Source organism: Clostridium carnis (assembly GCF_054657435.1).
Map to the genome: position 1 here is coordinate 40,444 of NZ_BAAHYS010000001.1, position 18,301 is coordinate 58,744.

Annotated in this window: 23 protein-coding genes and 2 pseudogenes; 8 read left to right on the top strand and 17 right to left on the bottom strand. The window is 26.5% G+C overall.

Going from position 1 to position 18,301, the window contains the following annotated elements:
- Positions 1 to 88 precede the first annotated feature (88 nt).
- Together ACYQ1T_RS00205 and ACYQ1T_RS00210 are read right to left on the bottom strand one after the other, a co-directional pair.
- The gene (locus tag ACYQ1T_RS00205; protein ID WP_459830623.1) at positions 89 to 877 is read right to left on the bottom strand and encodes an ABC transporter substrate-binding protein; all 789 of its coding nucleotides are present in this window, start codon (positions 875 to 877) and stop codon (positions 89 to 91) included.
- Positions 878 to 995: 118 nt separating this feature from the next.
- Positions 996 to 1,697, bottom strand: coding sequence for a hypothetical protein (locus tag ACYQ1T_RS00210; protein WP_459830625.1), 702 nt, complete (start codon positions 1,695 to 1,697; stop codon positions 996 to 998).
- Positions 1,698 to 1,931: 234 nt separating this feature from the next.
- Between ACYQ1T_RS00210 and ACYQ1T_RS00215 the strand changes: the two are divergent.
- Positions 1,932 to 3,079, top strand: a pseudogene (locus ACYQ1T_RS00215) (IS3 family transposase).
- A gap of 195 nt (positions 3,080 to 3,274) precedes the next feature.
- Here the strand turns inward: ACYQ1T_RS00215 and ACYQ1T_RS00220 are convergent.
- The 7 genes from ACYQ1T_RS00220 to ACYQ1T_RS00250 form a co-directional block, all read right to left on the bottom strand.
- Positions 3,275 to 4,066 (bottom strand): transposase, encoded by a 792-nt coding sequence (locus ACYQ1T_RS00220; protein ID WP_459830627.1) that lies wholly within the window; start codon positions 4,064 to 4,066, stop codon positions 3,275 to 3,277.
- Positions 4,059 to 4,916, bottom strand: coding sequence for an ISL3 family transposase (locus tag ACYQ1T_RS00225; RefSeq protein WP_459830629.1), 858 nt, complete (start codon positions 4,914 to 4,916; stop codon positions 4,059 to 4,061). The genes ACYQ1T_RS00220 and ACYQ1T_RS00225 overlap by 8 nt, the downstream gene beginning before the upstream one ends.
- A 32-nt stretch (positions 4,917 to 4,948) precedes the next feature.
- A complete protein-coding gene (locus ACYQ1T_RS00230) occupies positions 4,949 to 5,179 on the bottom strand; it encodes a hypothetical protein (RefSeq protein ID WP_459830632.1) in 231 nt (76 codons plus the stop codon).
- Positions 5,127 to 5,624: a hypothetical protein gene (locus ACYQ1T_RS00235; protein ID WP_459830634.1), complete on the bottom strand. Its 498-nt coding sequence runs from the start codon at positions 5,622 to 5,624 to the stop codon at positions 5,127 to 5,129. Before ACYQ1T_RS00235 ends, ACYQ1T_RS00230 begins: the two co-directional genes overlap by 53 nt.
- Positions 5,625 to 5,764: 140 nt before the next feature.
- The gene (locus ACYQ1T_RS00240; protein WP_459830636.1) at positions 5,765 to 5,941 is read right to left on the bottom strand and encodes a hypothetical protein; all 177 of its coding nucleotides are present in this window, start codon (positions 5,939 to 5,941) and stop codon (positions 5,765 to 5,767) included.
- Between the two features lie 11 nt (positions 5,942 to 5,952).
- Complete coding sequence (locus tag ACYQ1T_RS00245) at positions 5,953 to 6,444, bottom strand: helix-turn-helix domain-containing protein (protein ID WP_343779417.1); 492 nt, start codon at positions 6,442 to 6,444, stop codon at positions 5,953 to 5,955.
- A gap of 158 nt (positions 6,445 to 6,602) precedes the next feature.
- Entirely contained in the window at positions 6,603 to 6,806 is a 204-nt protein-coding gene (locus ACYQ1T_RS00250; protein WP_459830639.1) for a hypothetical protein, read from the bottom strand.
- Positions 6,807 to 6,940: 134 nt separating this feature from the next.
- Between ACYQ1T_RS00250 and ACYQ1T_RS00255 the strand changes: the two genes are divergently transcribed.
- Entirely contained in the window at positions 6,941 to 7,174 is a 234-nt protein-coding gene (locus ACYQ1T_RS00255; RefSeq protein ID WP_459830642.1) for a hypothetical protein, read from the top strand.
- On the opposite strand, the gene ACYQ1T_RS00260 is transcribed toward ACYQ1T_RS00255, so the two are convergent.
- Positions 7,164 to 7,301 (bottom strand): hypothetical protein, encoded by a 138-nt coding sequence (locus tag ACYQ1T_RS00260; protein ID WP_459830645.1) that lies wholly within the window; start codon positions 7,299 to 7,301, stop codon positions 7,164 to 7,166. The genes ACYQ1T_RS00255 and ACYQ1T_RS00260 overlap by 11 nt on opposite strands.
- A gap of 35 nt (positions 7,302 to 7,336) precedes the next feature.
- Entirely contained in the window at positions 7,337 to 7,531 is a 195-nt protein-coding gene (locus tag ACYQ1T_RS00265) for a helix-turn-helix transcriptional regulator (protein WP_459830647.1), read from the bottom strand.
- 131 nt (positions 7,532 to 7,662) lie between these two features.
- Between ACYQ1T_RS00265 and ACYQ1T_RS00270 the strand changes: the two genes are divergently transcribed.
- Positions 7,663 to 7,998: a helix-turn-helix domain-containing protein gene (locus tag ACYQ1T_RS00270; RefSeq protein WP_459830650.1), complete on the top strand. Its 336-nt coding sequence runs from the start codon at positions 7,663 to 7,665 to the stop codon at positions 7,996 to 7,998.
- A gap of 169 nt (positions 7,999 to 8,167) precedes the next feature.
- Positions 8,168 to 9,223 carry a beta family protein gene (locus ACYQ1T_RS00275; protein WP_459830652.1) on the top strand — a complete coding sequence of 352 codons (1,056 nt, stop codon included), beginning with the start codon at positions 8,168 to 8,170 and terminating at the stop codon, positions 9,221 to 9,223.
- On the opposite strand, the gene ACYQ1T_RS00280 is transcribed toward ACYQ1T_RS00275, so the two are convergent.
- The gene (locus ACYQ1T_RS00280) at positions 9,120 to 9,743 is read right to left on the bottom strand and encodes a sce7726 family protein (RefSeq protein ID WP_097034314.1); all 624 of its coding nucleotides are present in this window, start codon (positions 9,741 to 9,743) and stop codon (positions 9,120 to 9,122) included. The genes ACYQ1T_RS00275 and ACYQ1T_RS00280 overlap by 104 nt on opposite strands.
- 155 nt (positions 9,744 to 9,898) lie before the next feature.
- Here ACYQ1T_RS00280 and ACYQ1T_RS00285 point away from each other — a divergent pair, with 155 nt between their 5' ends.
- Both ACYQ1T_RS00285 and ACYQ1T_RS00290 read left to right on the top strand, forming a co-directional pair.
- Positions 9,899 to 10,387 (top strand): ImmA/IrrE family metallo-endopeptidase, encoded by a 489-nt coding sequence (locus ACYQ1T_RS00285; protein ID WP_459830655.1) that lies wholly within the window; start codon positions 9,899 to 9,901, stop codon positions 10,385 to 10,387.
- Between the two features lie 83 nt (positions 10,388 to 10,470).
- On the top strand, positions 10,471 to 12,069 hold the full coding sequence (locus ACYQ1T_RS00290) for a recombinase family protein (protein ID WP_459830657.1): 1,599 nt from the start codon (positions 10,471 to 10,473) through the stop codon (positions 12,067 to 12,069).
- A 169-nt stretch (positions 12,070 to 12,238) separates the two neighbouring features.
- Here ACYQ1T_RS00290 and ACYQ1T_RS00295 read toward each other — a convergent pair whose 3' ends face one another.
- Positions 12,239 to 13,216 (bottom strand): bacteriophage abortive infection AbiH family protein, encoded by a 978-nt coding sequence (locus tag ACYQ1T_RS00295; protein ID WP_459830659.1) that lies wholly within the window; start codon positions 13,214 to 13,216, stop codon positions 12,239 to 12,241.
- Positions 13,217 to 13,440: 224 nt separating this feature from the next.
- Positions 13,441 to 13,617, bottom strand: a pseudogene (locus ACYQ1T_RS00300) (ABC transporter substrate-binding protein); the annotation flags it as partial.
- 220 nt (positions 13,618 to 13,837) lie between these two features.
- Here ACYQ1T_RS00300 and ACYQ1T_RS00305 point away from each other — a divergent pair.
- Both ACYQ1T_RS00305 and ACYQ1T_RS00310 read left to right on the top strand, forming a co-directional pair.
- Positions 13,838 to 14,212: a CidA/LrgA family protein gene (locus ACYQ1T_RS00305; RefSeq protein WP_459830662.1), complete on the top strand. Its 375-nt coding sequence runs from the start codon at positions 13,838 to 13,840 to the stop codon at positions 14,210 to 14,212.
- A complete protein-coding gene (locus ACYQ1T_RS00310; RefSeq protein WP_459830664.1) occupies positions 14,212 to 14,916 on the top strand; it encodes an LrgB family protein in 705 nt (234 codons plus the stop codon). The genes ACYQ1T_RS00305 and ACYQ1T_RS00310 overlap by 1 nt, the downstream gene beginning before the upstream one ends.
- A gap of 117 nt (positions 14,917 to 15,033) precedes the next feature.
- Here the strand turns inward: ACYQ1T_RS00310 and ACYQ1T_RS00315 are convergent, their stop codons facing one another.
- From ACYQ1T_RS00315 to ACYQ1T_RS00325, 3 genes are all read right to left on the bottom strand, one after another.
- Positions 15,034 to 17,004, bottom strand: coding sequence for a DNA topoisomerase (locus tag ACYQ1T_RS00315; RefSeq protein ID WP_459830666.1), 1,971 nt, complete (start codon positions 17,002 to 17,004; stop codon positions 15,034 to 15,036).
- A 71-nt stretch (positions 17,005 to 17,075) separates the two neighbouring features.
- Positions 17,076 to 17,648 (bottom strand): TspO/MBR family protein, encoded by a 573-nt coding sequence (locus tag ACYQ1T_RS00320; protein ID WP_459830669.1) that lies wholly within the window; start codon positions 17,646 to 17,648, stop codon positions 17,076 to 17,078.
- 60 nt (positions 17,649 to 17,708) lie between these two features.
- Entirely contained in the window at positions 17,709 to 18,257 is a 549-nt protein-coding gene (locus ACYQ1T_RS00325; RefSeq protein ID WP_459830671.1) for a sensor histidine kinase, read from the bottom strand.
- Positions 18,258 to 18,301: the final 44 nt, after the last annotated feature.

Sequence of the window (18,301 nt, forward strand, 5' to 3'; positions counted from 1 at the left end):
ACACCACCTTTCTATATTAGTATGTATTTTAAGAAAGGGGATAAAGCATCTAGCTCTAGAATTCTAGAACTAGATGTTACTTTAATAATTACTTTTCATTAATTGTTTTGTTTGAATAGGTGTTATCAACTATTTTATTAAAACTTGGTCTTTCTGGTAATAATGTTTTATCATATTCTTCAATTATATCCATAAGCCTATTTAAATCTTCTTCTTCTATTGTTGGTTTGCTTGCAAAAGCATCTATTTTTTTATAATTTTTTATAACATTAATTATTATCTCTTTATCAGTTCCTGGAAAATAAGATAGAATCTTATCTGCTACTTCTTCTTCACTATGAGTTTTAACCCATTGTTGACCTTTATATATTGCATTTGTGAATTTTTGGATAACTTCTGGATTTTTTTCCATATAAGACTTAGTTGCAAAAAAACAAGTATAAGGTATGTTTCCAGCTGATTCACCTATTGATGCAACTATTTTTCCACTACCATCCTTTTCTAACATTGATGCTGTAGGTTCAAAAAGTGTTACATAACTTCCTGTACCTGCTTTAAAAGCTCCAGCTGTTGCAGTGAAATCAATATTAGTAATTAAATTAACGTCTATTTTAGGATCTAAACCATTTTGCCTTAACACATATTCAAAAGCCATTTCTGGAACACCACCTGGTCTTCCACCTATCATGTCAACACCCTTTAATTTCTTCCAATCAAAATCCTTTTCCTCTGTTCTTCCAACTAAAAATGATCCATCTCTTTGAGTTAATTGTGCAAATAGTATTGGATAATCTTCTCTTCCTTGATTATTTATATAGATTGTTTGTTCTGGGCCACAAAATCCTATATCTGCATTTTTACTCAATACTTGTTGCATAGTTTTATCTGCAACATATTCTTATAGACAAGTACTTTTTATAGTAGTACTATTTAATAAGATACTAAAATAATTCATAAAAAAAGAGATAATTAGATATTATCTCTTTTTGAAAATTTTATTCTTTTTTATTGAATTTATTATCTCGTGTAATTATGTAGTTTATTGAGAAAGGTATTAAACTTATAACAAATACACTTTTATACAATTCATAATCTCTATTAAAGTAACTAATTTCTTCTAGTTCATGAGCTATTATCTTTAAATCTAAATAATTACTAACATACGATAACATAATAATACCAGATAGCAAATAGCATAAGAGAAATATTATTTTTATTATTCTAATAACATTTATTTCTTTTAAATTTATTGTGTACAATGGATTAAAATGTTTATTAATGTAGTTAATCCCGTTAATAAAAAAACATTTACTCTTAGTTAGTAAAGGAATATTAATATCTCTTTCGTTTTTACTCTTATTAGTGTTAATTACCTTTTGTGTTTCTTTGATATTATTATTTGTCTTATTAATAATAATCAATATTCCCCACAAAATACAGCATAAAACACAAGCAATAATTAAATGAAATACCAAATATATTGGTATAATACTATACTTTGTTAAAATACTATATTTCTGAAGGACAAAATCATTAAAAAGTGATAATGCAATCATTAAAATTGTTGTTGATATTAACGCTTTAATAAAAATATATCTATTCCCCAGCTCAATTTTTTCATTAAATACTTCAACAAAAAACTTAGTCGTGTACAACCCAGCTAGAATAGAAATGATTATAATAATTATAGACTCCATATAATCCCCCCTTTTCTAAAATTATATAATATTATGTAATTAATTGGAATATTTTATTTTATAATAGCAAATTTTCTTTTTAATATTAATTCCTTCTTTGAGAATTTGAATAAAAAATATACTCCTAATAAAATTAGGAGTATAAATTATGCCTATTGGTGTTAGTATAAAGTAGTGGACACATTAAGTCGAACTAAGTAAAATTATATTTAGTTAAGAAAGGATGTGTCCATTATGGGAAGTGGCAAAAGGTATGATCAAGAATATAAAAATATGATAGTAGATTTATTTAAATCAGGAATGAGCTTAGCAGAGCTAAGTAGCGAATATGGCATTGCAAAATCAACAATCAACGGCTGGGTTAAAGATGTAAAAGAAGTTAAAATAGATGAAAATGAATCTATGACACTTAAAGAAGTAAAGGCTTTAAAAAAGGAAATGGCAAGGATTAAAGAGGAAAATGAAATATTAAAAAAAGCTATGGCCATATTTGCAACAAGAAATTAAATCAAGTAATACTATTTATAGATAATAATAAAAACAATCATGATATTAAGACTATGTGTACCGTTCTAGGCGTAGCCAGAAGTACATATTATAAATCTTTTGATAAAATTAAATCTTCAAGAGCAATAGAAAATGATGCATTAAAAGCAGCGATTACAAGGATATATAAAGCTAATAAAGGAATATATGGTGCTCCTAGGATTCATCATATACTTGGTACAGAAGGCTTTAATGTGTCAATAAAGAGAGTTCAAAGAAAAATGACTGAACTTGGTCTTTATGCAATAACTGTAAAAAAATATAAGCCTCATTCAAATAAGAAAGTAGTAGAAGATTTAGAAAACGTTTTAAATAGAGATTTTGCAACTACTTCTATTAATGAAAAATGGGTTGGCGATATTACATATATTCATACTATCAAAGATGGTTGGTGCTATTTAGCTTCAGTTCTTGATTTACATTCAAAAAAAATAATTGGCTACGCCTTCGGTAAAAGAATGACTAATGATTTAGTTATTAAAGCTTTAAAAAATGCCTACTACAGCCAAAATCCAGATAAAAATAAAAATTTAATATTTCATACAGATTTAGGCTCTCAATATACTAGTAATGATTTAAAAGAGCTATGTATACAGTTTAATATTATACAATCATTTAGTAAAAAAGGTTGTCCATATGATAATGCTTGTATAGAATCTTTTCATTCTTCAATAAAGAAGGAAGAAATCTATAGAAATACATACCGTACCTTCGAAGAAGCCAATATAGCTATATTTTAATATATTGAAGGCTGGTATAACAGAAAAAGGCTACACTCTTCTATTAATTACATGACTCCAAATCAATGTGAATTATTAGCTAGAAGTGTAGCATAAAAAAAGTTTGACTTTTTGTGTCCAAGATATTGACGTAAGACCAATCTACTAAACTATTAACTTTAATTTCTGAATTAACATTTACTTTTATAATCATAATTACCTCCGATTTCTCTTTGGTAATTATACTTTATAAAGTTATTTTATTACATTATTAAATGATCATTTATTTACATTCCTATGGTTCTTCCGTATTTATCCGTTCGGAGCTAACATTAGTTTTGCTGTAAGAAGTTTCTTACTGCATCTTCCATACATAGTTCTTTTTATCATTTTTAATTTACTATTAGTACCTTCTACAAATCCATTACTTAAATCACTACAAATAGAATTTTCAACTGCTTCAATATCTTTTAATAATCCATTCGCTAAAGATGATAATTCACTAATATCTATATTTATATATTTCTCAATAAATATATAAAACAATGCAAGATTCTTTTTCTTAAATAGTTCTCTAAATTCCATAATACACTTTTTCAAACTAAATACCTTTGGATAATTAGCATATATATGATTCTTTTCTATTTTAGATAGTTCAGAATCCATCCATAAGTAATCAAATATATATTTTCTCTTTAGATAAATATATTTTTCATCTCTAGCACCATTTTTAGTTTTAACACTTTCACTAACAGGAGAATACTTATTTATCTTTAGATTATTTTCTTTAACAACCTTACGAATCATATGCCTTGCATTGCTTTTTGAAAGTTTATAACCCTCTGATAACAATATATCTACAATCTGTTTTTCAATATATCCTATATTTATTAAACTAATTACTCTATTTTTATATGGGTTATTTCTTTTTCTGGGATGTTTACATAAATCATTTACATCTCCTTGAATGTATCTTTTAATGGTACGTCTATCTTTACCTAAGAGTCTTGATATTTCACTAATTGAATATCCATTATTTTTCATTTCTTGGATTTTATATATTAATTTAATGCGTATCTGCTCAGCATCTGTAAAGTTATCCACAGTTTTTAGGATTTTTTTTACCGTGGTCATTCTGTTCAGAGTTACATTGAGTTTTAATATCATTTTCAATTTTTATAGTTGAAGGAATTTCTTTGTAAAGAGCCTTTTTTATAGCTTGCAATAGATTTTGGTGTATATGGAATCTATCTGCTATTTGCATAGCGCTCGGCAATTCTTGCTCAATAACTTTAGCATATGCACTTGCACGATCTCGTGTAACTACTTTTAGATGCTTATTATCTTTTAACCAAGTTGATAAAGTTTTACCATCTCTACCATCTAATATGGCTATTGGTTTATGAGTTTTTTCATCAACAATAATAGTTCCATAATTATGTCTTTTTTTAAAAGCAAAATCATCTATTCCAACAGTACTGCTACAAGTATTTATTTTCATTTCATCATATTTTTTTAGTAATATTTTTATAATTGTATCCCCACTAACTTTGATATTCATATTTTTAGCTATACGTGCAGCCCCTTCACAGCTTGTTTCCAAAGCTAAGGTACATAAAAAATCAGATAAACGCTCTGTCATTCTGCTATAATAACTAATAAAACCATCAAAAGATTCTACTATAGTTTTATTAGAACAATCAATATTTTTACATTTATATTCATATGAATTGATTTCTAATAATACTTGCTTACCTAATATAGGTAAATCCTGAACTTTTCTTATATATGTTCCATGATATTTGTTCGATATGATATTGCATTTAGGACAAATACAATTATTACTTTGTGATTTTAAACTTATCTTAATCACTTTTGTATCTTCTAATATATTAGTAATTTTTAATTTGTTAGTTGGAAAAAAGTTTTGCAGATCTATTGATGAATTACACATTATTAATACCTCTTAAATATATGATATATTAATTATATCATATATACGGAAAAATACGAAAGAACCATTCCTATCTTAACACTTATAAGCTTAATAGTATTTCCAGAATTTGATTTATATCTAGCTCCTGTTTTTATGTTTAAATACTCAACTACCTCATCAACATCTTTTTTTATATATTTTTTATTAAGAGTTTTTTTAGTAGATGAGTTATTTAATAGATGAGTCTTTGTTGTACATTCTGATGCACACCCGGTGTTCATTTTCATGCACACCCTGTTCATTCCTATGCATACCCTGTTCATTTTCATGCATACCCTTTCTTGCATTATATGGCTTGGTCACTTTCTCATTAACATTTTCTTCTTTTATATCTTTAGTGCTGCTTATAAGCTCAATATATTTAGGTCCTAAAGCGAAAAATGAATAAGTTCCTCCTTCTTTTTTTGTATAATGAGTTAAAATATCTAAATTTCTTAATTTAAGCATTCTTAGCATTATTGTTCTTTTACCTAACTCTAAGAAAGGCATTTCTTCTGCCATTGAATTATAATTAACCCAATAATATGCCTTACCTTCAATTATTTCAGCTTTCATTCTTCCTGTTTCTCTAAAATCAACAAAATATCTACGTATAGCCATATCTTTCATATCAAGCTTTAATTCCATAATCTTTGAAACTGAAAATCCTAAAAATGAATATTGCATTCTCTTTATCTCCTTACTTAAATTACTAAATAATTCTAATTATATTTTTACTTTATACTTATTTAATGTTATAATAGAGATACGGATGGCGGTCCGTATCTTTTCGATTGATGAACCTTTTTATAAGGTTCTTTTTTATTTTAAAACCACTGAATTTCACCATTATGCTCTACTACATGAAGCCAAAACTTTTCATTCCCTTCTTTATCAACTATTCCAACAGTTAGGTTTCCATCTTTATCTAAGTTGCTCCAGGAAACTTTAAAATCAGTCCCACTTTCATATATTTCTTTAAATCTGCCTAATAAACTACTCATTATATTGCCTCCTATAACATTAACTTCGTAGCAAATATCTTAAGTTCCGATGCTCTCATTTCTAATTTGCTAAAGAAATCAATTATCGTTCCTAGTTCTTCTTTTTCTGATTCATCAATAACCCCATCTTCAACTATTTTAAATAAAAGCTTTTGGATCTTAGGGCTTTCTTCTAAAGTATTAGTTGTTAATACTGCAAATCTAAATAAATTATCAATATTTTCATTATCTATAGGTTGTATAATCTTTTTTCCTATTGGACATTCATTACAACAATAGTTGTTTAATAATTCTGGAGCATTATATACATCCGCCATAATAACAACTTTATCTACTGGTACAACTTTACATAAACCAAGTTCATACTGTGCTAAAGAATCTTTGCTCCATCCTAATTCATCACTTGCACTTTCTCTACTAGCAAATTTAGAATTATATTTTGCTGCCTCAATTCTTGCTTTACAATAAGGGTTTTCTATTGCTTTACTAACTGCTCTTGTCATTTTTATACCTCCTAAAACTTAACAATAATAAATTTATGTAGCTTCTAAATTTATCCATATTCAATTTAAAAGTTAAATTGAACATGAGATAATTAATATAAAGAAAAATATTACATATCTACTTTTAAGAATATTTAATCTATACTTTTCTTATGAAGCTATTCAACATCTTTATCTGCGGCCTTAACCTTTTGCATAATAATTGTGCCCCAGTTTGGGCCGTATTGCTTTTCTAAACCTTCTATCATAGCCTTGTAATATCTATCACTTAAAGCTTCAAGTTCTTCTTCTGTGCTTGGGTAATTTAAACAAATAGCTGTTAAATCACTTTTGTCACTTTTAAATTCTTTAATACAAGCCATAATCTATACTCCTTAAAACTATTTATAATCTAGTATATTTTTATAAAAATTATTTGTTACTTATAAACCACTTCCACTTATTTGTGCTGTTTTGAATAACATGATAAAATTAATGTGAAAGGGGGGTAGATTTTATGGAAAATAGTGCAATTATAACTTTAAAATCAGGTAGAGAAGTTCCAATCAAAGACTTTGAATATATTACTTATCCAAGTCTTTCAGATAGTAAAAACATAACTACAGTAAAAACATTTGAGAACTTTTATCTCTATGATAGACTTTTAACTTTTGTTGGAAGAACTGCTGTTATATCCTTACATTCAAAGGATATAGAATTTGTTAGATTCATTGGCTCTTTTAATGAGTAATAGTTAGATCTAGAGTGCAAGTGCAATTGCACTCTTTTTCTAAAATATCTTTAACTTCTTTTATTACTTCCTTTACATCACTTAAATCATTTAAGTTAATTTGAATTTTAATATCTAACTTTGACATTTTCTCACCCCCTAAATATAAAACAAAACGTAGTATTACATTTCAAAAATATCTTCAAAAAGAATTAACATACTAATCTGGTAATAACCTTGAATTTTTTTCATTAAATCCACACTAGGGTTTCTATAACCCCTTTCTATAGAACTTAGTGTTTTTTGTGATATACCTATGGAGTCAGCTACTTCTTTTTGAGATTTATCTCCTCTCGCTTCAATTAGTTTTTTTCTCATCACTATACTCCCTTAACAACATTTTGTAGTAACCATATTTATATGGCATACTCCACCTTGTAGTAAGTCAATGTTTTTTACAACATATACGTGTATTTTTTTACTCCATAAAGTAGTAAAATTATAATGAGGTGATAATTTTGAATCGTTTAAAGGAACTTAGACTTGAAAAACACATGAGCCAAGCTAAATTAGCTGAAGCTTTTAATATATCCCAACAAGCTGTAAGCCATTATGAAAAAGGATTAAGAGATATGGATAGTAATTTAGTTACTTCTATTGCTAGTTATTTTAATGTTACAATTGATTATCTCCTTGGTAAATCAGATATAAAAAATTATGATAAAGTAAAAAAAGAGCCTACTATAGCTCTTCATAGTGATTATGAATATGATGAACTTCCAGACGAGGCCAAAAAAGAAATTGAGAACTTTATAGAATATGTTAAAGCTAAATATAAAAAATAATGTGTTCGTGACGAGCACTATTATTTTTTACTATTTATATGTAATTATTTAACATAATATAATAAATATTCATATTATGTATTTTTATTAATACTTTTCAAGAAATAGTTTTATTTTCAGTATGAAATAAATCAGAAATTTCTGATTAATAAATAAATGAGGTGGTTAAATGAAAAAATACGTTCCTATCATTAAATGGAAAGCAGGAGAAAAAAGTGGTTTATTACATTTAGATGAAAATACTAAAAACTCAATAATTCCCTTAATTGAATTAGTTGATTACTGTGAGCCTGAAAAGTTTGCCGAAGATATTAAGAATTGTTTTAACAAACCAGTCTATATTGATACTATTATAAGTGAAGATGATTATCGTAATGATTTAAAAAATCTTATTACCAGTACAAACTCTATAGAACTTAACTGCATTCCAGTCTTATATCCAGTGGATTTAGAAGATTACTTTGATGACTTCAATGATATTTCATCGAAGGTAGCTGTAAAAATCGAACTACCTTTAGATCTAGAGCTTAATTCCATAGAAGATATTATTGATAATGTAATAACTAAATTAAACGCAAATAATGTAATTGACGTAATTCTTGATATTGGTAATATAGAAAATAGTAGAGATGCTGCAAAACAATATAATGAACTCGTTGATGCATTAAAAACTTTGAAAAATTATTGTAAATACCTTGATTCTATAATTATTGCTTCTACTTCATTTCCCAAAAATATCTCAGGAGTCCCAAGTGATTCAGAAACTGCTTTTAAGAGATATGATTTTATAGTGTACAAAAAAATAATGGAAAATAGTTTTTTTGATGAATTAAGAAATACTATAGCTTATAGTGATTATGGTGTAACCAAATACCAAGATACTGAAATAGACTTTTCAAAAATGAGTAGTCCTATAATTGCTAAGATAAGATATACAACATATGATGATTACATTATGTTGAAAGGTAAGAATAAAAATATCACTAATCCTACTGGTATAAAATTTCCTGATTTAGCAGCAAGATTAGTGAAAAAATCATATTATTTTGGTAGTACATTTAGTTTTGGTGACTTAGAAATATATAAAAGAAGTAACGGTATGTTAGGTCCTGGAAATGGAACTAATTGGGTTGCAATTGCTGTAAACCATCATATAACTGTTGTAGTGAAACAGCTCTCCAGTCTTGACGAGACTTTAAACAAGCTCGAATATAATTTCGTATAGTAATTTCATCTATGTTAGATATTGCAATTTCACAAAGAGCAGACCTTGTTTTGCTCTTTATTCCTTTTGTAATCCCATTATTCTTTAATAAATTTAATAATTCATCTTTCCACAACAACTGAGATAATGAAAATATATCAGTTTCCTTATTTACTTTCTCTTTTCTTTTCCTTTTTAAAACAAGTTCTCCTTTTAAATTTTCTACATAATATATCCCCCACCAAGATGGCACTTTTTCCTTTACTTTTTCTAGATGATTCTTACATGTTACTATAGTCATAGTATCAAATATCTTATTATAAGATTCTATTTGATATTGTAATCTATCCAAAGTATCTCTTTCACTCTTTATCTCAAATCCATGGATTTTACCGTTTATAACTGCTATATCTACTCTTGAAAATCCCTTACACACTTGCATTTCGTCAACTACTTTTGTTGTAGAATCTTTAGCAAATTCCTCTCTTATAACAAAGCTTTTATATAATACTTTCCTTATATCTGGATCATAAATATTCATATCCCTCACTCCTATACATAATTATAAATATATTTCATTAGTTAGTAAACATAAAAGATGTTTATTATTAATATCTTTTTATTTACACCTTGTGCGAACATATATTCGCAATTATAATAATATTACTAACATAATTTTATACGAGGTGCATATATATGAAAAAAATAAATAATATTTTTAATATTATAGAAAAAGAAAATATAATTTATGAAGAAAGCAATTTAGAAGCAAAGGGCTTATATCTTAAAATCCATGAAATTGCCCCTATAATTGCTATAGATAACTCAATAATAAATAACACTAGTATTTATATTTCTATTCTCTCCGAAGAACTAGGACATCATTTTACTACCTATGGTAATCTTTTAGAGCCAAGCAAGAGTTATGTAGATAAATTAATAAAACATAAGAAAGAAAATATAGCTAAAAAATGGGCAGCTAATTTTTTAATACCTGATGAAGATTTTATAGATGCTTTAAATAAATGTGTTGCTTCAAAATTCGAAATGGCTGAATATTTTGACGTCACAAATGAACTATTAGAATATAAAATTTTATCCATAGTTCATGATGAAAATAAGTACAAGTCTATAAAAGAAAATTTTATGAGTAAAGAAATACAATATAACCAGTGTACTGTGTAGTTCTAATAAATTAATTAACCTTTATAGTTTAACCAACATCAATTTAATTTTTAAGAGTTTTAGTGAATAGTATATACAAAGGGGTGATTAAAATTAGAGCTGCAATATATGTTAGAAAATCTAGATTATCAGAAAAAGGTGAATCTATTAATAACCAAATAGAATTATGTAAAAAGTATTTTTCTAATCTTCACCTAGAAGACAATATTGAGTTTATTATATATCAAGATGAAGGCTTTAGTGGTGGAAATATTAATAGACCTGAGTTTCAAAAATTAATTAAAGATGTTAAAAAGAGAAGATTTAATTATTTAGTTTGCTATAAGCTTGATAGAATTTCAAGAAATGTAGCTGACTTTACTTCTACCCTAAAGATATTGGAAGAAAATAACGTCAACTTTATTTCTATAACTGAACAATTTGATACAACTTCTGTTATGGGTAGAGCCATGATTAATATATCTGCAACTTTTGCTCAAATGGAGCGTGAAAGTATTGCTGAAAGAATAAGAGATAATATGCTTGAACTTTCTAAAACTGGTAGATGGCTAGGTGGTACTTGCCCATTAGGTTTTAAATCTATTCCTGTTGTTTATGAAAGTAATGGCCATAAGAAGAAAATGTATTCTCTTGAAGTTATAGATGAAGAAATTGAAATAGTAAAACTTATTTATAATATGTATATTGAAAAACATAGTTGCAGCCCCATTGCTCGTTATCTATGTACTAATAGCATTAAAGGAAAAAATGGTGGTGATTTTAGCCGTAATACAGTATTACAGATATTAACTAATCCTGTGTATTGTACTGCTGATAAAAAAGCTTTTGAATATTTTAAATCTAAAGGCTCTACCATTGAAGGTAATGCTAATTCTAGTAATGGTATTATGGCTTATAACAAGCGTAAAAATGGTAGGAAGGATAATCCTATGGATCAATGGATAATTTCAACTGGAGGCCATTTAGGGGTAATTCCTTCTGATAAATGGATACAATGTCAGCAAATATTAGATGCTGTAAGAAAAAAATCTAATAATAAATCTGGTACTGGTAATAAATTTTTATTGTCTGGATTATTAAAATGTGAACATTGTGGTTCTTCTATGTGCTCCTGGAGTAGAAATAATCCTAAAAACAATAAATATGAAAGATATTATAGATGTGAGCTTAAAAATAGAGCATCTAAAAGATGTACTTGCAAAATGTTAAATTCAGATAAAGCTGAAGCTTTTGTAATAGATCTATTAAAAAACTTTAATATAAAAATGCTTGATAATTTTAAAAGCAAATCAAATTCTATTAACGCTGCAAGCATTGAAAAAGAAAAAAATCTATTAAATAAATCTTTAAATGAAAACAACAAAATAATCTCTGGACTCATAAAAAAGATAGCTTTACTTGATGATATTGATATTCTTAAAGCTATTCAAAGTGAAATTAAGACTTTAAAAAGTGATAACGAAGTTATTGAAAAAAACATAAATGATTTATCTATAAAATCCTTCATTGTTGAAGATGAAACAGAAAATAAAAAAGCCTTCATAGAAAGCTTAAATTTATTTAAAAACACTATTGATTTCATAGATGATGTTGAAATAAAGAGAAACATGATAAAGAATTTAGTTGAGTACTTTACTTATAATAGTGATACAAAACAAATTAAATTTAAGATAAGATTATAATTATTTATAATTAACTTAAAAAATATAAAAATATAGTCACAACACATAACCTTATAGATGGTATTTATAAATTACAAATTTAAAATACCGTATATTTTTCATATTGAATAATACGGTATTTTAATTGTTTTTATATATAATTTGTTCTAACAAACTTATTTAACAGCTACTAGAATTCTTTTACTATGCCACTATATCCACATTTTTTAATTACATTTTTATAATCTTGCTTCTCTTTTGGTGAAGGAAATTTATTTATCATCCATTTAGCATTAGTCGGTATATTATCAATAACCTTTTTAATATATGGTTCATCAACAGATCCATATGAAAAGCCAAAACTATATACTTCATCAACGTCTTTTATTGACTCAAAAAATAATGAATTTTTATTTAATACAACTTCCACCGGTTTACGTAAAGCATAATTAACCATATTTTCCCCTTCTGCCGTTGATAATTCATTAATATCCTTACGATTTATAAAATATTGATAATCTAAACAATTTCCATGTCCAAAATAAAGTATATTATTGTCCTTCGCTTTACCATGTATATAGCAAATATTCTTTCGTTTAATATTGTATAAATACTCTAATGTATCAGTATAATTAAAACAAAGAAATTTTGTTTCATCATCGAATAAAGAACTTAATTGCCCATCAATGTTTTTCTTATAAACTTCATTTATACTAATCTGATTAATCCATCTTGAAAAAAAATTAGGTATTGATTTAAGAACATCTACATAAGGCGAAAAAATATTTTCATTTATAAAATTTGCTCTTTCTTCTTTATCATATTTGCTCTCATCAACATACAGCCATGAAAAATCATCATAATTGAATTTACCTACTGATTCCTCAACATTTCTCCACAAACCTTTTTCCTCTTCCTCAACATTTTTTATCAAATTTTCTTCCTCTGCATTTGATAAAAAATACATAATAGTTAAAATGTTATTCCTTAGGTTTTCTATATAATCAATTGTAATAATTCCATTGTCTACTGTGAAATCATAATTACAATAATTCTCACCAGTCTCCTTAGTTAATGTAGAAATTAAATATTGTCTAAAGTCTTCATATTTTGACGGAATTCCATGCGCTAAATCGAACCCATTTCCTATAATAAATAATTTGCTCATAACTTACTCCCAACTCTAATTACAGTGTATATATTTATTTATTAATTGCAAATATATACTTTTAAGTATAATTATTTCTAACTATAAATATTATACCATTCTTTTCTAATATAATAATGTTCAATTTTAGTGTCCTTTTAATTATTTACAATACTATTAAATTTATATTAATTTAATTAAAATATAAGAATTTCAACATTTCACCCCTGTTGTGTAAAAGAATATGTTGCATCTGCACCTTGACCCGTAGTTAAATCAATCTCCAATCCTTCATCGCTAAAAAAACCTTCATTAATAGCAACATACATTGGTGCATAAAAAACAGAACGAACAACTTCATTCAATCTAACCTTCATTACAGTATCTGTTTTTTTATCTTTTGCACATGACATAAAACTCATTGTGGCTACACCTATGATGGCTACTAAAGATGCTATTTTTATCAATCTTTTTTTCACCAGGTCCTCCTTCACTTTATTAAAAGTTAAATTACTATCATGGTTTATTATATGAGAAAAACTCTAAATTTGTTAAAAATTAAAGATTTATAATTTTTTATGCTATTTACATATAGTTTTAATAGTGCTAAATTAATAAAGGAACAACTAAGGAGGTTTTATTATGAAACTATTTAGAGAATCAATCTTAATACTTGGAATTTATTTAATTGGTGAATTAATTTCAAAGGGATTTAAATTGCCAGTTCCAGGTAACATTATAGGTATGCTAATATTACTTTTACTACTTTGTACTAAAGTAATAAAGGTTGAAAAAGTTGAAACTGTATCTAACTTTTTCTTAGATCATTTAGCATTCTTTTTTATTCCAGCAGGTGTCGGACTACTTACCTCCTTTGGCTCGGTTAAAGATAGCTTATTGATTATTATTATTATATGTATTATAACAACTATAATTGTAATAGCTGTTACTGGACTTATGGTCCAAATTATAATAAATAAAATCACATCTAATCCTAAGAAAGGAAGTGTTGAATAATGGATATTTTAACTAATAATATATTATTTGGGATAATTTTATCATTATTAGCTTTTGAATTAGGGTTATTTATTTTTAGAAAAACTAAATTCCCCCTATTTAATCCTTTATTAATTGCAATTATATTTACAATTGCTTTTCTTGTTGTCTTTAACATTGATTTTGAAAAGTATAATAATGGTGCACAGTTTATAAACATCTTTTTAGGACCTGCTACAGTAGTATTAGCAGTACCCCTTTATAAACAAATTCAACTTTTAAAAGATAATTTTTTACCTATAGTTGCAGGAATATTTATAGGTAGTACAGTTGGAATATTATCTGTAATTGTCTTATGCCTTACATTTGGGCTTGAAAATGTATTAACTATATCGCTTTTATCAAAATCTGTTACTACACCTATCGGTATAGAAATTACAAATCAACTTGGTGGACTTGCCCCTGTAACTGTATTAGCCATAATACTTTCAGGAATATTAGGTGCTGTAATTGGGCCATCAATTTGTAATATTTTCAAAATTAAAAATGAAGTTGCTATAGGTATTGCAATAGGTGCAGCTTCTCATGCTGTTGGTACAAGTAAAGCTCTTGAACTTGGAGAAACTCAAGGTGCAATGAGTTCATTATCAATAGGTATTACAGGATTAATAACTGTATTTTTAGCACCAGCTTGTTTTGCTTTAGTAAATATATTTATTAAATAACTTTAGATAAATATATTAAAATGTAATTTAGTTTTGACACCTTTAAATGAATAAAATAGAAAATCCTTGAAATCATTAGTGATTTCAAGGATTTTCTATTTTTTAATACCAAAATAATTATTTAGATTCTTCATATTGATTTTTTACATTTATAAGTTTTCCGTTTAATTTGCCTATTAACGAATTTTGTAAAACTTTTCTAGTATTATTTATTGTATATGCCTCAAGCTTAACCATAAATTCATTTGGCTTTATCTCTTCATCATTTACCATTTTCAATCCTTTTTCCCAAGATGCTGTTAAAGCTGGATTTAATAATGATGGTATAGATACTTTTATTGACTCATATATCATTTCTCCAAGTTCTGTTGGTGTAAGTATTTGAGTTTTTTTATTAGATTTTATATACTCAATATTAATTAACTTCTTTAGTATTTCCGCCCTTGTAGCTGATGTTCCTATTCCCGCACCTTTTATATGCTCTCTTAATTCTTCATCCTCTATTAACTTTCCTGCATTCTCCATAGCTATAATCATTGACCCTGTTGTGTATCTCTTTGGTGGAGATGTTTCTCCTTCTTTAATTTCAAGCTCCTCTATTGAAAGCTTTGTACCTTTTCTTAAATTTTCTGGAAAATACTCTTCTTCTTCTTCACGATCTCCTTGAATAATAACTAAATACCCCTTATCAATACATATTTTTTTATTTAATAAAAAATTTTCTGTATCTATACCTATTGTTACAGCCATTTTACTATATATAGCTGGTGGATAAAAAATAGATAAAAACCTTCTTAAAATGATAAAATATACTTTTCTATCTAATTCGTTCAGTTTTACTAAAGCATCTTTTCCTTCTCCAGTTGGTATAATAGCATAGTGATCTGTTATTTTGCTATCATCAACATATTTGCTTTTTATAATACCTTTAGAATAATCCTTTTCTATTATATTTTGAGCTATTAATGTAAGTTCTTCTCCTAAATTCATATTTTTAAGCTTTATTATATTACCCTTAATTCCTTTTGCTACAGCTGTTGAAAGAACTCTAGCATCTGTTCTTGGATAAGTTACCATTTTCTTTTCATATAATCCTTGAACTATTTTTAAGGTTTCATCAGGACTTATTTTAAATTTTTTAGTACATTCATTTTGAAGCTCAGCTAAGTTAAATAAAAGAGGAGCATTTTTCTTCTCCTTTGTTTTTTTCACCTCTTTTATTACCCCACTTCCAACATCTCTTAATGTTTGCATTAACTTCTCTGCATCTTCTCTTTTCTTAAATCCAACTTCACTATAAAGTTTTGGAGATTCAAAAAGTCTCGAACCTTCTATAGCCTTCCATTCTCCTTTTATAATTACACTTTTTTCATCTTCTTTTGAAAACTCTCCAGCTATCTTATAGAAAGACATTTTTCTAAAATCTCTAATTTCTCTTTCTCTTTCTACAACCATACCAAGTACACAGGTCATCACTCTTCCTACTGCTATAACTACATTTTTATCTTTCCTAAGTATATTGGCTATTGTTTTTCCATACATAAGAGTTAATAACCTTGAGAAGTTTATACCAAAAATATAATCCTCTTTAGCTCTTAAATATGCTGAATGAGCTAGAGAATCATATGCTCCAAGTGGTTTTGCTTCTTTGATTCCTCTTTTTATCTCTTCTTCTGTTTGTGAATCTATCCATACTCTTTTCTTTACTTTATTTGGCTTACCAGCCATATCGTCAACAAGTCTATAAATATATTCTCCCTCTCTCCCAGAGTCAGTACAAACGTAAATGGTATCTACATCTTCTCTATTCATAAGAGAGCTTACAACATTAAATTGTCCTAAAGCTGATGGAATTACCTCATACTTATATTCATTAGGTAAAAAAGGTAAATCTTTTAAATTCCAAAATTTTAACTTTTCATCATAGGCTTGTGGGTAACTCATTGTAACCATATGTCCAACACACCAAGTGAAAATACTCTTTTCACCCTCTATGTAACCATTATTTCTCTTTGCTTTAATATTTAATAGTTTAACAAAATCCATTGCTACTGATGGTTTTTCTGCTATAAATAAAGTTTTACCCATACAAACTTCCTTTCTAATAAAAATAAACCCTCTAACTTAAGAAGGTTTACCTTATTATACTACATTATTCATTACATTTCATTAAAGATCCAGATAAAAAAATTTAAAACTCCTGCAAAAAGCACCCATATTATATATGGTGTTAGAAGAATTGCTGCTATTTTATCTACTTTAATAAACTTTATAAATGTTATTATAATTAATACAAATAATATAACTAACCATATAAATGATATGGCATATAATCTAAATGTAAAGAATATAAAACTCCACATAAAATTAAATATTAATTGCACTAAATAAAAGAAATATGCTCCCTTATCATCATAGCCTTGTTTATTCTTCATATAAATCCTATAAGCTGCTATTCCCATTAATATATATAATATACTCCAAACTATAGGGAAAATATATGAGGGTGGTGTAAATATTGGTTTTTTTAAGGCTTCATATTTTCCCATTACATTACTATTTAAAAATCCAACTAATAACCCACCTAAAACTGGTATTAATATATTAATTACTAATGGTATAAATTTAAATTCACCATTTACTTTAAATATGTTTAAATTACTTTTCTTTTTTTTATTCTTTTTTATCTTTGGCTTTTTTTCTTTAAGCTTTTTTTCTTTTTTCTTTTTCATTATGCACCTCAAATAATTACTTTAATTATTATATATGCATTATTTTTATAAAGTATGAAATTAGAAATATATATCCGAAAACTCTATATCTACTTTTTCTTCTAATTGATTTATCTCAGGATTATAACTTAAAGTGTTTTTATATTGTATTTTTTCATATGGAAGTATTATTGTAAATGTATTTCCAATATTTTTACCTGAATATATATATATTTCTCCTTTATGCAACTCTACTAATCCTTTAGTTAAAAATAATCCTAATCCACTTCCTTCTGATGGTCTATTTAACGAACTATCAATTCTTGTAAATTTTTCAAATATTACTTTTCTCTTATCTTCTGGTATTGCTTTAGCATCATTTGTAACTTGTATTTTAATCTCATGATGGTTTTTTAATATTCTAACATAAATATTCCCATTTATTTTTCCATATTTTAATGAATTTGAAAGAATATTAAGCATTATTCTTTCAATGTAATCTTTATCACATAAAATATATACTTCTTCATCTTGCGGATCAAAGATTAAATTAGTTTTCTTCAGCTTCATATATTTATTACATAATAATATTATATTCTCTATTATATCTACTAAATTATATACTTTCATATTAGGCTCTAAAAAACCTTCGGATAATTTATTGCTATCTATAA